We start from the raw sequence: 13,843 nt of genomic DNA on the forward strand, positions 1-13,843 counted from the left end.
AGAGCAAGCGAAAACAACACTCGGACAAGATGATTCACAGACAGGTCAGCGCAACCGTGGCGATGGCCTCCAGCGTTTGCCGGTCGGCACCGCCGCGCGCCGCCACCCGCATACCACCGATCGTGGCGATGACGAATTGCGCGAGATCGGGCGCGGCCGCGCCCTTGCGGATCTCACCGGCGCGCTGGCCGGCCGCGATCACCGCGGCCAGGGCGCCCGCACGTACATCGAGGTCGGCGCGCAGCATGCGATCGATCTCCGGATCACGCTGTCCCAGTTCGACCGTCGCGTTCACGACCAGGCAGCCCAGCGGATCGTCCTCGGGCGCATCGACGATCCGCCACAGCAGCGTCCGGATCTTCTCCTTCGCCGAGCCGTCCCCGTCGAGCACCTCGAACGTGCCGGAGTTCTTGTCGGCCATGTACCGCCGCAGCGCCCGCTCGTACAGGTCGTGCTTGCTGGCGAAGGTGTTGTAGATGCTGCTGCGGCCCAGACCCGTTGCGGCGCAGAGGTCCTGCGTCGACGTGCCCTCGTATCCGGCGTCCCAGAACGCGCGCATGGCCGCGTCCAGGGCATGCTCCTCGTCGAACTGCTTGGGTCGTGCCATGCGCTCACCATAACACATTTTGGATACATCGGTCCAAAATAGTCGATCGAGCGCGAGACGTGCGTCGATCGCAGGCTCAGAACTCCCCGGCGACCCCGAGTACGGTGCGGCCGGAGTGCCCGCCCGAGCGGATGGATTCCAGAACCTCTCCTACGCGGGTGATCGGTGCGTAGTTCTCGTAGTCCGAAAGATGTTGCGGTTTCAGGTCCTTGCCCAGCCGCGTCCACAGTTCGCGGCGCTTCTCGATCGGGAAGTGGGCCGAGTCGATGCCCAGCAGCGAGACGCCGCGCAGGATGAACGGCATGACGGTGGTGGGGAGATCGGCCCCTCCGGTGAGGCCGCTGACCGCCGCTGCCCCGCCGTAGCGGATCGTACTCAGCACGTAGGCAAGGGATTTGCCGCCGACGCTGTCGACCGCGCCCGCCCAGTTCGCCTTGGACAGCGGGCGGAGCTTCGCCTCGGGATCCTCCGGCAGCCGCCCGATGACCGATGTCGCGCCGAGGGCCGCCAGCCGCTCGCCCGCGTCGGTCTTACCGGTCGAGGCCACCACCTCGAATCCGAGTCCGCCCAGGATGTCCACCGCGACGGTGCCGACGCCGCCGGTCGCGCCGGTCACCAGTACCGGGCCGTCGGACGGCGTGAGGCCGCGCTCGAGCAGCGCCTGCACGCTCATCGCCGCGGTGAATCCGGCGGTGCCCACGGCGGCGGCCTCCCGCGGGGTCAGGGTCTCCAGCTTCACCACCCACTCGGCCGGGACCCGGGCGTACTCGGCGAATCCGCCGTTGTGCGCGACGCCGATGTCGTAGCCGTGCGCCACCACCAGGTCACCGGGCGCGAAGCCGGGGTCCTCGGAGGTGACGACCTCGCCGGTCAGATCGATGCCGGGAATGATCGGATACTCGCGCACCACCCCGCCGCGGGGTGTGATCGCCAGCCCGTCCTTGAAGTTCGCACTGGAAAAGTGCACCTTGATCGTCACCGTGCCCGGCCCGAGGAAGTCGTCGCCGACCTCCTCACGCGCCAGTGTCACGCCGTCGTCGGTCTCGTGTGCCACCATCGCCCAGAACTGCATGGGTCCGAGCATAGGTGCGCGGCGGGGCGGATGCGGTGTGGCTCAGCGATCGTAGGAGGCGACGCCGATCGGGCCCGCGCCGAGGCACAGCTCGAGACCCGGTGTGCGCGAGGCGATACGCACGGTGGAGCCGCCGCCGACCAGGCGGACGAACGCCGTGTGCAATCCGGCCCGGACGGGGACCGAGACGGCCGTGCCGTGTTCGAGCCCGACGACGAGGCGGCCGTCGCGGTCGGCGAAGTAGTTGAGCTGGGCGGTCCAGCCGTTGTCGAGCATCGGGCCGTCGAGGGAAATTTCGGCCAGCGACTCGCCGATGCGATAGCCGCATCCGGGTTCCGGGCCCGGGGGGATGCCACGGTTCCACCAGACCTGAGCCGGGACGATCACGCCGGTGTCGGTGATCATGCGCAGCTCCGGCGTCGAATCCGCGAACGCGTGCGGCGCGATCGGGGCCAGCACCGCGCTGCTCATATTCCGCGGATACGCCAGCGGCGTCAGCACCTCCCAGGGCACCTCCTGGTCCAGCAGCGGCGGCCCGCCCGCATCCAGCCCCTCTCGCACGTTCGTGAGGTACGTCCGAGTCGGGCTCAGCGCCCACAACCGCGTGAAACCGCCGGTGGACCACAAACTGCTCACCACGAACGCCACGGCCAGCCCCACCACCGCGAAACCGCGACCCCGAGACCCCAGCCCCGGATTATCGAGGAAGGATGCTTTGGAGCCGTTGCGTTCGGCCCTCCGCGGGGCCCGCAGCAGCAAGGCTCCCGCGGCGGCCAGGACCACGGTGACGTCGGCCAGGTAGCGGAGGGACTGCATCAGTTCGGCGGCGGTGTCGGGGCCGCCGCGGATCAGGACCACCGGGAGTTCGGCGGCGATCACGTAGGCCACCACCAGAATCCACACGGGGACGACTCGCAGGCGGGAGCGGATCGACAGTGCCACCGCGAGGCCCAGGGCGATCCACGACGCGACGACGGCCCAGTCCGGGGGCACCGCCCAAGGCGTGGACGGCAGCCAGCGCGCCCAGGCCCACGGGCCGCCCAGCAGGGTCGGCACGATGCCGAGGGAGGTGGCGCTGTGCAGCAGATTCCACAGGTTGCCCGGGTCGGCGCGGGCGGCGGAGGTGTCGAGCACCGTGAAGAAGACGGCGGCCCAGCAGGCCAGCACCGCGGCCGATCCCGCCCACAGCGGCGCCGCGTGCCGGGCCACGGTCCGCAGCGCGCCGGGGTCCCCGGCGACATGGTGCGCGACCGCCGCCACGGCGAACGCGACGAACGGGATCACCACGCTCTTCTCGAAGAACCCCAGCCCGACGGCGAGGACGACGGTGCCCGACAGCGCGTACCGCCGGGCGCCGGTGCGGACCAGCAACACCGCGTCCCCGATCACCCAGGCCATCGCGGCCTGCAGCGGCAACGCGTTGAGCGCCGCCGCCCACCAGGCGAAGGACGGCAGGGACAGCGGGCAGAACAGGTAGAAGACCAGCGGCAGCAGCACCACCCAGCCGACCCGCCGCAGCCGTCCGGCCGGGTCGCGGCCGGCGGAATCCAGGACGACGAGCATGCGCAGCACCGCCACCGACGCCGCGAGTTGCAATACCAGCAGCGAGACCACCGGCCCGGTCCACACCAGCGGCGCGATCCGCGTGACGATCCACGCCACGGCGAAGGCCAGCGGCATGAAATGCCCGTCGTGGCTGTGCAGCAACAGATCCGGCGACAGCAGCGAATACGTGCCCGACCGTCCGGCCAGGATCAGGTCGTCCCAGTAGAAGAATCCGCGCCCAGCCACCCAGCCGCGCACCGCGAGTTGAATCAGGATCAGGACGGCCGCGACGGCGATCGGCGTCACCCGCCGGATCGCGGACCCGCCGCGCGCCCGTCGCGGGACAGACTCCGGCACCGGCGCGGCGACCGGGACGACGTCCATGAGCCCCCACCGTAGTGCCGCCGCCGAAGAGGCGGCGATCACGGCGAGGCACTCTTGCCTGTGTCACATTGTCACAGTTATCGTGAGCGACCTAGGTCGGGGACAGAGAGTGGCAGCCGCTGCCGCGCGTACGCAGATCCGCGGCGCGCGGAGACAGGGGACGGGTGCCTCCGATCGCGGGACAGGGTGAGCGATGCCGAACCGGGTGCAGTTGACACACGATCAGAACTGGAACCATGACGAGCGGACGGTGGTCGTCGCCGCTCCCGGCCGGTGGGCCAATCCGTTTCGCGCGGGCGCCCACCCCGGCGCCACGCGGGAGACGGTCACCCGGCAGTTCCGGGAATGGCTGCTGCACAGCGACGACCACGACGCCGCCGCCATGCGCACGGCCCTCCCCGAACTCCGGGGCAAGGATCTCGCCTGCTGGTGCGTCCCGGGCGACCCCTGCCACGGCGACGTCCTCCTCGCCCTCGCCAACGCCGAGGAAGTCCCCGGCAACTGAAAAAGCGTTGCCGGGGAAGTGTTCGCGGAGCGTTGCCGGGGAACAGTTCGGGGAACTTTGCCGCGGAACGAGTTCGTAGAGCGTCCCCGCGGAACCAGTTCGCAGAGCGTCGCCGCGGAACCAGTTCGCAGAGCGTCCCCGCAGAACCAGTTCGCAGAGCGTCCCCGCAGAACCAGTTCGTAGAGCGTCGCCGGGAAGGAAATTCCTGGCGCTTGCCGGGGAACGGGTTTGTGGAGCGTTGCCGTGGGACCGTTTCGGGGGCGGTTCGAGGGGTCGCTGGGGTCAGTGGAATTTCGGGGTGCGTTTGCCGAGGAAGGCGGTGATGCCCTCTTGGCCGTCGGGGGAGTCGGCGCAGTGGGAGATGAAGGAGGATTCGCGGGCCAGTTGTTCCTCGAGGGTGTGGCTGGAGCTGACGAGGAGGAGTTTCTTCACGTTGGCGTTGGAGAGTTTGGGACCGGCGGCGAAGCGCTCGGCCAGTTCGTCGACCGTGCTGCCGAGTTCGGCGTCGGGGACCACGCGGTGGACCAGGCCCCAGTCGAGGGCCTCGCCGGCCGAGAGCGCGCGGTTGTTCAGCATGAGGTCCTGGGTGCGGCGCAGGCCGATCAGGCGGGGCAGGTAGTAGGAGGCGCCGCCGTCGGGGCTGAGCCCGGCGCGGGTGTAGGCCATGGTGAACGAGGCCGATTCGCCGGCGATCACCAGATCACCCACGACCGCGAGGCTGAAGCCCGCGCCGGCGGCGATGCCGTTCACGGCGATGATCAGCAGCGCGTCCATCCGGGCGAACGACGAGATCGCCTCGTGCAGACTGTCGGCGAGGTTCTTGACGTACGTTCCGGCACTGCCGTCCTGTGCCGCCATCGCCTTCAGATCGCCACCGGCGGAGAAGAACTTTCCCGCACCCGTCAGCGTGACCACCTTGAGTGCGGGATCGTCGGCGCACCGGCTCGCCAGCTGCGCGAGTTCGCGGCCGAGCACATGATCGATGCCGTTGGCGGCGGTCGGCCGGTTCAGGGTGATGCGGGCGATGCTGCCGCTCTGTTCGAACTGCAGCGTCTCGTACTCGGTCATGCGTTGCCTTCCGTGGAGAGTTCTATTCTCTGATCTTGCCGCACGGACTGGATCGAAACGGATGCCAGGTCAACCGGGCTCACTGCGGCACCAGCTCGAGGCGGACGCCCAGCAACCGGATCGGGCGGTCGAGGTCGAAGCGGTCGAGCACCTGCAGGGCGGCCTGCACGATCTCGTCGACATCGGTCGTGGGTGCGGGCAGCTTGCGCTGCTTGGTACGGGTGTAGAAGGTGTTGCTGCGCACGGTGACCCCGACGCGGTGGGTGACGCGACCGGCGGCGGCCATCTCCTCGGCGACCTCGGCGGCGAGCCGGGCGACCTGGGCGTCGATCTCGGCGCGCTCGGTGAGATCGTGCGGGAAGGTCTCGGACTTGCTGCGGCCCACGGGAATCCGCGGCTCGGTCACCACGTCGGTATCGCCGCGGCCGTGGCCCAGGAGCCACAGGTAGGGCCCGGTACTCGGCCCGAATTCGGCGGCGAGCGTGGCGCGATCGGCCGCGGCGAGCTGCGCGACCGTCTCGATGCCCAGATCCGCCAGCCGTTTCGCGATCCGCGCGCCGATACCCCACAGCGCGCTGGTCGGCCGGTGCGCCATCAGCTCGGTCCAGTTCGCGGCGGTGAGTTCGAACAGGCCGGTGCCCGACGCCTCGGCGTCGTCCTTGCCGACCGTCTTGGCGAATCCGGTCGCGAGTTTGGCCCGCAGCTTGTTGTCGCCGATCCCGATCGAGCAGGTCAGGTCCAGTTCGGCGATGGCGCCGCGGATCTCGCGCGCCAGCCGCCACGGATCGTCGGTCTCGGCGGCCAGGAACGCCTCGTCCCAGCCGAGCACCTCCACGCGCACCGGGAACGTGCGCAACAGGTCCATGACCTCCTCCGACGCCTCCTCGTAGGTGGTCATGTCCAGCGGCAGGAACACCCCCTCCGGACATTTGCGGGCCGCGGCGCGCAGCGGCATCCCGGCCCGCACCCCGAACGCCCGCGCCGGATACGAGGCGCAGGTCACCACCTTGCGGGGTTCGGCCGGATCGCCGTTGCCACCGACGATGACCGGCCGCCCGCGCAGGTCCGGGTGTCGGCGGAATTCCACCGCGGCCTGGAACTGGTCGAGGTCCACGTGCAGCAGGCTGGTCCGCGGCGCGGCGCTGTCGGCCATGCGCGTGGGCCTAGGCGATCGGCGATCGTGTCGGGTCCATACCGGAGATTGTCCCCCTCGGTCGGAAAACGTACCGGAGACGACGCCTCCCGCCCGGTCGTAGGATTTTCCCGAAACGACCGAGGGGACGATCATGACCGACGCCGAGGACCAGCGGGCCGCGCCGCCCGCGGTCCGCATCGCCGACGCCGAACGCGAGACCGTGGCGCGGCAGTTACAGCTCGCGGTGCAGCAGGGACAGCTGGATCTGGCCGAGGTGGACCGGCGGTTGGCCGCGGTCTACTCGGTGGGCACGCCCGGCGAGCTGACCGCGCTCACGGCCGATCTGCCCGTCGCCGCGGCCGCGCGCGAACCGCTCGAACTGCGGACCGGCAGCGGGTCACTGAGTAAGAACGGGTCCTGGATGGTCCCGGCCGAGATCACCGCCGAGACGGGTTCGGGCAGTATCCGCCTCGATTTCACCGAGGCGATGTGCCCCCACGCCGAGGTGACGGTGCATGTGTCCGTCCGCGCGGGCAGCGTCCGGCTGATCGTGCCGCGCGGCTGGCAGGTGGACCTGGATCGGGTGCGGATCGGCAGCGGCAGCGTGAAGAACGCGGTCACCGAGCCGCCCCTGCCCGGATATCCCCGGATAAAGATCGACGGGCAGATCGGTGCGGGGTCGGTGCGGGCGATGTATCCCCAGCCTCCGCGTCCGCCACGACGGTCGTTCTGGGCCTGGCTGCTGCGCCGGCCCCGCCCGGTCGGATAGGGAGTTCACCGCCCGGTGCGCGGCGGTGGCTCTTGCATGTCCGCCGGAACAGAATATTATTCTGTCTATGAAGATCAGGGATCGGTTGCTGCTGGCGGCCGAACGGCAGTTCGCCGAGCACGGCGCGCTCGACACGACCCTGACCCAGATCCGCGATGCCGCCGGGGCGAGCGTGGGCGCGCTGTATCACCACTTCCCCGACAAGGCCGAGCTGTATCGCCAGGTGTGGGCCCTGGCGCTGGCCGACTATCAGCGCCACTTCTGGGAGGTGGTCGGCGACAGCGCCGACGCCCGCGCCGGAATCACCGGCGGCGTGGTCGCGCACCTGCGCTGGGTGACCGAGAACCGGGACCGCGCAAAGGTTCTCACCTCCGCCCGGCCGCCGGGGGTGCGCGACAGCGACGACAACCGAGCATTCCTCCGCGACGTGGCCCGCTGGTGGCGCACCCACGCGGGGTACGGCGTCGTCCGCGACCTCGAATTCGATCTGGTCTACGCCCTCTGGCTGGGGCCCGCGCAGGAATACGCGCGGCACTGGCTCGTCGGCGAGATCCGCACCGCACCCACCGAGGTGGCGCAGGAGCTGGCCGACGCGGCCTGGCGATCGCTGCGCACGCCCCCGTCCGACGATCCCGGAGCCGCCCGATGACCACCGTCCTCGATCTCGACACCGCCCGCGAAGTCCTTGCCGCGCAGCCGTTCAGCGAGCTGATCGGCGCCGAACTCGCCGCCTACGGCGAGGACGGGGTCACACTGGTGATCCCCGTCCGCCCGGAGCTGGGACAGCAGTTCGGCTATGTGCACGGCGGCGTCCTCGCCTACGCCGCCGACAACGCGCTGACCTACGCCGCGGCGCTCGCGCTCGGGCCCAACGTGCTCACCGGCGGCTTCACCATCACCTATCTGCGACCGGCCGCCGGTGTCCGGCTGCGCGCCGAGGCACAGGTCACCGGGGCCACCCGGCGACAGGCGGTGTGCCGGTGCGAGATCCACGCCGAGGACGAGCACGGCGGGTCGGTTCTCGTCGCCGTCGCCCAGGGCACCACCCGCGCGGTCGAGCGCGACCTGAGCAACGGCGGCTGACTAGGACGCGTGCCGCGACGACCGCGCCTCGCGGCCGGTGATCGACCGCAGCGTGGCGGTCAGGGTCGCGGGGGTCAGGCCGGTGTCGGAGCGGGCGGCGACGTGCATATCCGGGCGCACCAGCAGCGCCCCGCCCTCGGGCAGCCAGGTGGCGATGCCCCAGGGTTCGGCGGGCAGGGCGTGGACCGCGATCTCGATGCCGGTGTCGCGCAGGGCCCGTGCGGCCGCATCGCGCCACGCGGCCGAGGTGCCGACGACCAGCAGGGCGAACCCCGGCCCGCACAGATCCAGCGTCGAGACGGATTCGGCGGCATCGATCCACAGGTGCGGCAGGCGCGTTCCGGGCTGACCGGCGAGCCGGTCCACGTGCGGGCGGCCGGTGGCGGTGCCGCACACCGCGTTCGACGCGTAGCGGAAGCGGGTCATCACCGCGCCGGGGTCCAGCTGCCGGGCCAGGTCGTCCGCATTGTCACCGGTCGCGATGCGGTAGCGGGTGCGGAAGTCGGCGCCCAGCCGCGACTGTTCGACGGCGACCGTCGCGCGCGCCCGCCGCTCCGCCGCATAGGTGTCCAGCAGCGCCGGTCCGGCCGTGCCCGCCAGTACCGCGGCGAGTTTCCACGCCAGGTTGTGGACATCCGCGATACCGGTGTTCCCGCCGAAGCCGCCCCAGGGCGCGTGCCGGTGCGCCGCGTCGCCGGCGAGGAAGATCCGGTCGCGGCGATACTCGTCGGCCACGAAAGTCCCGGTGTCCCAGGCACTGCGGGCCAGAACCTCGACCGGGATATCGTGCTCGCCGATCATGGCCCGGATCAGGTCCACGCAGCGCTCGTCCGGATAGTCGCGCGGCGATTCGGCGGCCGGGTCGTATTCGATGTGGAAGGACCACTCGTCGGTGTTGTTCTTGGTCAGGACGAGCCCGCGCACCCGGTCGTTCACGATCTCGCACTGGCTGAAGGACCGCCCGCCGAGCACACCGGTCAGGTCCACGCGGCAGAAGGCGTTGAGGTAGTGGTGGGTCGGCGGCAGCTCCGCGCCGGGGATGCCGAGCGCGCGGCGGATCGGGCTGCCCGCGCCGTCGGCGGCGATCAGGTAGTCGGCCCGCACCCGCGTCACCGAGCCGCTCTCGTCGCGCAGGGTCGCCGTGACGCCCGCCGCGTCACCGTCGAAGTCGACGAGTTCGACGCCGAACCGCAGATCGCCGCCGCGCTCGCGGGCCAGATCGGCGAGCACCGGCTCGAGCAGCACCTGGGGCAGGAAGAGGAAGCGGGCGGGGCTCGGATCGCCCTTCATCATCGCGAGCATGCTGGGCGGGAGTTCCAGCGCGGTGGCCGTGCGCAGCGAATCGCCTTCCCACGCACCGCCGAAACCGCCCGCGCGCAAGGCGGTCGACGCGGCCCGCTGGACGGGTTCCTCGATCCCGATCTGCCGGTACAGCTCGGCGGTGCGCACATGCATGCCGCGCGACCGCGGCAACACCGAGGCGCCGGCACGCCGCTCGACCAGAACGTAGGGAATATCGTGATATTCGAGGAACAGGGCCGCCGAGAGCCCGACCAGGCCGCCACCGACGACCAGCACCGGTATCTGCTGTACGGAAGTCATGATTCGATGCTGCGAGCGGATACTTGCGCCGGCCTTGCGTGACGGTGTCGTCCCGACCTGCCCGAACGCGCCGGTGGCGGACGCCACGATTCGGCCCGTGAGAACCGGGGCATGTAGACATGCGTCCGAGTCGTTAGGTTGGGAACTCGGCAACAGACGTGCAACAGGTCGGGGAACGAAGTGGTAGCAGGTGAGTGACGGACATCTCGAAAACAGCTCGCGTCCCCCCGGACTGTCGCATCTACGGCCGACCTTATTCGTGCTGGCCGTCACCGCGGTGGCGGCGGTGGTCTTTCTCTTCACGTCGGTAGATCCGTGGCTGGACAAGGCCGGAATCCTCGACGGCGGGCTCGACGCCCACATCTATCGCGACGGCGCGTGGAAGATCCTGCACGGTCACGCCCTCTACTCCGAGGAGACGTATTTCGGCCTGCTGTACACCTACACGCCGTTCTCGACGCTCGCGTTCATCCCCATCGCGCTGTTTCCCTGGGGATGGGTGACCAACACCTGGATGGTGCTGAATCTCGCGGTGCTGTTCGTGTGCGTGCTGCTGAGCTGGCGGCTGCTGGGGTACCGGATCGATAAGCGGCTGGCTGCGGTCAGCGCGCTGATGTCGTTCACCCTCGTGTTCATCGAGCCCGTGCGCACCACGCTGTACTACGGGCAGATCAATCTCATGCTGATGGCGCTGGTGCTGTGGGACTTCTCCCGGGGCGACCGGAGCAAGCTGCGCGGGCTGGGCGCGGGCGTGGCGGCCGGGATCAAACTCGTCCCGCTGTATTTCGTGGTCCAGTTCGCGGCCATGCGGCAGTGGCGCTCGGCGCTCACGGCGGCCGGGGTGTTCCTGGGCACGATCGTGCTGTCGGGGCTGGTGCTGCCGGGCGATTCGAAGCAGTACTGGACGTCGACGTTCTTCCAGTCCAACCGGATCGGTGAGGACGCTCATCCGGCCAACCAGTCCATCCGCGGCGCCATCGCGCACCTGATGGGCCAGCATTCGGCGCCGATGTGGCTGTGGGTGCTGGTCGCGGGCGGGGTCGCGCTGCTGAGCCTGTTCGTGACGGCCGGGCTGTACCGGCACGGCGAGAAGCTGCTGACGGTGACGCTGGCCGGGATGACCGCGTGCGCGATCTCGCCGTTCGCGTGGGGGCACCACTGGGTGTGGTTCGTCCCGCTGCTGGTGTACATGGCGCATCGGGCGCAGTCGCGGGCGCTGTGGTGGATTCCCGCGGTGGCGGTGACGCTCACGATCGGCGCGTGGACGTATCAGTACAACGCCAGCTGGGTGAGCGTCGGAATCTTCCTGCTGCCGCCCTATTGGCCGGGCGCGCAGCTGATGATGAACGCCTACGTCCTGGTCTACCTCCTCGCCCTGACCGGGTCGTCGATCTTGCTGTGGCGGCTGCATCGACGGGCCGGCGATTCCCGCGGCGCCGAGCTTCCGGCCGACGCCGCGGTCACGGCTCCGGAAGCGCTGAGTGTGCCGCAGGGAACCGCGGCCTCGCGGGAGACCACCGCGCCGCAGTGACACTCGTCGAAACGAACCGGGGCCGTGCACCTTTCGGTGCACGGCCCCGGTGTTTCCGTGGCTCAGGCGGAGGCCGCCAGCGGCCGCTCGTAGGCCGGTTCGGCGACCGGCTCGATGGCGTAGGCCAGGATGTCCGCCACGTCGGCGACGGGCCGGACGTCCAGGGCCGCCAGCACTTCCGCCGGGACCTCGTCCAGATCCGGCTCGTTGCGCGCCGGGATGAACACGGTCTTCAGGCCGGCCCGCTGCGCGGCGAGCAGCTTCTGCTTCACGCCGCCGATCGGCAGCACCCGGCCGTTCAGCGTGACCTCACCGGTCATGCCGACATCGCCGCGCACCTGCCGCCCCAGCGCCAGCGACACCAGAGCCGTGACCATGGTGACGCCCGCCGACGGACCGTCCTTGGGCACCGCGCCCGCGGGGAAGTGGATGTGGATATTGCGGTCCAGCATCTTCGGCTCGATACCGATCTCCTCCAGGTGCGAGCGCACGTAGGTCAGCGCGATCTGCGCGGACTCCTTCATGACGTCGCCCAGCTGGCCGGTCAGGGTGAGCGAGCGCTCGCCCTCGGCGGCATTGGCCTCGATGTAGAGGACGTCGCCGCCGGCGCCGGTCACCGCCAGCCCCGTCGCCACGCCCGGGACCGAGGTGCGCTCCACCGAATCGGGGGTGAACCGCGGCCGGCCCAGGTAGTCCTTCAGGTCGCCAAGACCGATGGTGATCGGTGCGGACGGTGAAGGGGCAGCGGAGGTTTCGCCTTCGGAGAGCCGAGTTGCCGCTTTACGCAAGCCCTTCGCGATCAAACGCTCCATCTGCCGCACCCCGGCCTCCCGGGTGTAGTTCGCGGCGATCTCGCGCAGGGCCTCGTCGGTGATCGTCACCTCGCTGGCGTCCAGCGCGTTGCGTTCCAGCTGCCGGGGCACCAGGAAGTCGCGGGCGATGGCCACCTTGTCGTCCTCGGTGTAGCCGTCGACGGTGATCAGCTCCATGCGGTCCAGCAGCGGGCCGGGGATCGTCTCCATGACGTTCGCGGTCGCGATGAACAGCACGTCGGACAGGTCCAGATCCAGATCCAGGTAGTGGTCGCGGAAGGTGTGGTTCTGCGCCGGATCCAGCACCTCCAGCAGCGCGGCCGCCGGATCGCCCCGGAAGTCCGAGCCGACCTTGTCGATCTCGTCCAGCAGGACGACGGGATTCATCGAACCCGCCTCCTTGATCGCCCGCACGATGCGGCCGGGCAGCGCGCCGACGTAGGTGCGCCGGTGCCCGCGGATCTCCGCCTCGTCCCGCACGCCGCCCAGGGCGACGCGCACGAACTTGCGGCCCAGCGCCCGGGCCACGCTCTCGCCGAGCGAGGTCTTGCCGACGCCGGGAGGGCCGGCCAGCACCAGCACCGCGCCGGAGCCGCGGCCGCCGACGACCTCCAGGCCGCGCGCGGCACGGCGGGCCCGCACCGCCAGGTACTCGACCATGCGGTCCTTGACCTCGTCCAGGCCGTGGTGGTCGGCGTCGAGCTGGGCGCGGGCGGCCGGGATGTCGGTCGAATCCTCGGTCTTCACGGTCCAGGGCAGTTCCAGGACGGTGTCCAGCCAGGTGCGGATCCAGCCCGACTCCGGGCTCTGATCCGAGCCGCGCTCGAGCCGGTCGACCTCGCGCAGCGCGGCCTCGCGGACGGTCTGCGGCAGATCGGCGTTCTCGACGCGGGTGCGGTAGTCCTCCGCGCCGTCGGGCTCGTTCTCGCCCAGTTCCTTGCGAATCGCGTTGAGCTGCTGGCGCAGCAGGAATTCGCGCTGGGACTTCTCCATCCCCTCGCGCACGTCCTCGCTGATCTTCTCGGTGACCTCGGCCTCGGCGATGTGGTCCTTGGTCCAGTCGATCAACCGGGTCAGCCGGGTCGTGACGTCCGGGGTGTCGAGCAGTTCGCGCTTCTGCTCATCGGACAGGTAGGGCGCGTAGCCCGCGGTATCGGCCAGCGCGGACGGATCGGTCAGCCGGTTCACCGCGTCGATGACCTGCCACGCCTCGCGGCGCTGGAGGACCGACACGACCAGCTTCTTGTATTCGGCGGCGAGTTCCTTGGTGCGGCCGTCCGGCGCGGTGGTCTCGACCTCTTCGGCCTCGACCCACAGCGCGGCGCCCGGACCGGTCACACCGTGCCCGATCTTGACGCGGCGCTCGGCCTTCAGCACAGCTGCTTTCACGTCCCTCAATCCCGCCCCGGCGCCGCCGCGCATGCGGCCCACCTGCTCGATGGTGGCGACGACGCCGTAGGCGGCGTAGCCCTCGGCCAGCCGCGGCGCGAGCAGCACGGCGTCCAGGCTCGCGGCCCGCGCGGCGTCGATGGCGGCCTGCGCCGACTCGTCGAGTTCGATCGGGACGACCATGCCCGGCAGCACGACCGGGTCGGTCAGGAACAGCACCGGTAGGCGTTGTGGGGTACTCACAGGGTTCAGCCCCTTCCAAAGCATGCCCTGGAAATTCTCATCCAAGGTTGAGCGTCACCTACTCAACCCCGGCCATCCCGCTCTTGTTCCGTCCGCCC

At 70.3% G+C, this 13,843-nt stretch carries 12 protein-coding genes; 5 read left to right on the plus strand and 7 right to left on the minus strand.

Annotation, left to right across the window (positions count from 1 at the left end; all coding sequences use genetic code 11):
- Window positions 1-34: 34 nt before the first annotated feature.
- The 3 genes from ON41_RS00935 to ON41_RS00945 form a co-directional block, all read right to left on the minus strand.
- Window positions 35-607, minus strand: a complete 573-nt coding sequence (locus tag ON41_RS00935) for a TetR/AcrR family transcriptional regulator (protein ID WP_040744163.1) — start codon at window positions 605-607, stop codon at window positions 35-37.
- Between the two features lie 76 nt (window positions 608-683).
- Window positions 684-1,679: an oxidoreductase gene (locus ON41_RS00940; protein ID WP_040744510.1), complete on the minus strand. Its 996-nt coding sequence runs from the start codon at window positions 1,677-1,679 to the stop codon at window positions 684-686.
- 42 nt (window positions 1,680-1,721) lie between these two features.
- The gene (locus ON41_RS00945) at window positions 1,722-3,608 is read right to left on the minus strand and encodes a hypothetical protein (RefSeq protein WP_051160828.1); all 1,887 of its coding nucleotides are present in this window, start codon (window positions 3,606-3,608) and stop codon (window positions 1,722-1,724) included.
- Between the two features lie 193 nt (window positions 3,609-3,801).
- Between ON41_RS00945 and ON41_RS00950 the strand changes: the two genes are divergently transcribed.
- Window positions 3,802-4,113, plus strand: a complete 312-nt coding sequence (locus ON41_RS00950; protein WP_040744165.1) for a DUF4326 domain-containing protein — start codon at window positions 3,802-3,804, stop codon at window positions 4,111-4,113.
- A 282-nt stretch (window positions 4,114-4,395) separates the two neighbouring features.
- Here the strand turns inward: ON41_RS00950 and ON41_RS00955 are convergent, their stop codons facing one another.
- Window positions 4,396-5,181, minus strand: coding sequence for an enoyl-CoA hydratase/isomerase family protein (locus tag ON41_RS00955; protein WP_040744167.1), 786 nt, complete (start codon window positions 5,179-5,181; stop codon window positions 4,396-4,398).
- A gap of 79 nt (window positions 5,182-5,260) precedes the next feature.
- Window positions 5,261-6,334 carry a DNA polymerase IV gene (locus ON41_RS00960; RefSeq protein ID WP_040744168.1) on the minus strand — a complete coding sequence of 358 codons (1,074 nt, stop codon included), beginning with the start codon at window positions 6,332-6,334 and terminating at the stop codon, window positions 5,261-5,263.
- 133 nt (window positions 6,335-6,467) lie between these two features.
- Here ON41_RS00960 and ON41_RS00965 point away from each other — a divergent pair, with 133 nt between their 5' ends.
- The 3 genes from ON41_RS00965 to ON41_RS00975 all read left to right on the plus strand — a co-directional run bounded on the left by ON41_RS00965 (window position 6,468) and on the right by ON41_RS00975 (window position 8,168).
- Window positions 6,468-7,085 (plus strand): DUF1707 SHOCT-like domain-containing protein, encoded by a 618-nt coding sequence (locus ON41_RS00965; protein WP_051160829.1) that lies wholly within the window; start codon window positions 6,468-6,470, stop codon window positions 7,083-7,085.
- A gap of 67 nt (window positions 7,086-7,152) precedes the next feature.
- Window positions 7,153-7,734, plus strand: coding sequence for a TetR/AcrR family transcriptional regulator (locus ON41_RS00970; protein ID WP_040744170.1), 582 nt, complete (start codon window positions 7,153-7,155; stop codon window positions 7,732-7,734).
- A complete protein-coding gene (locus ON41_RS00975; protein ID WP_040744172.1) occupies window positions 7,731-8,168 on the plus strand; it encodes a PaaI family thioesterase in 438 nt (145 codons plus the stop codon). Before ON41_RS00970 ends, ON41_RS00975 begins: the two co-directional genes overlap by 4 nt.
- Here the strand turns inward: ON41_RS00975 and ON41_RS00980 are convergent, their stop codons facing one another.
- On the minus strand, window positions 8,169-9,770 hold the full coding sequence (locus ON41_RS00980) for an FAD-dependent monooxygenase (RefSeq protein ID WP_040744174.1): 1,602 nt from the start codon (window positions 9,768-9,770) through the stop codon (window positions 8,169-8,171).
- Window positions 9,771-9,960: 190 nt separating this feature from the next.
- Here ON41_RS00980 and ON41_RS00985 point away from each other — a divergent pair, with 190 nt between their 5' ends.
- Window positions 9,961-11,301 carry a glycosyltransferase 87 family protein gene (locus ON41_RS00985; RefSeq protein ID WP_246829426.1) on the plus strand — a complete coding sequence of 447 codons (1,341 nt, stop codon included), beginning with the start codon at window positions 9,961-9,963 and terminating at the stop codon, window positions 11,299-11,301.
- A gap of 62 nt (window positions 11,302-11,363) precedes the next feature.
- Here ON41_RS00985 and lon read toward each other — a convergent pair whose 3' ends face one another.
- Complete coding sequence (lon, locus tag ON41_RS00990; protein WP_246829431.1) at window positions 11,364-13,685, minus strand: endopeptidase La; 2,322 nt, start codon at window positions 13,683-13,685, stop codon at window positions 11,364-11,366.
- Window positions 13,686-13,843: the final 158 nt, after the last annotated feature.

Source organism: Nocardia transvalensis NBRC 15921, from assembly GCF_000308875.1.
GTDB classification, from domain to species: Bacteria; Actinomycetota; Actinomycetes; order Mycobacteriales; family Mycobacteriaceae; genus Nocardia; species Nocardia transvalensis.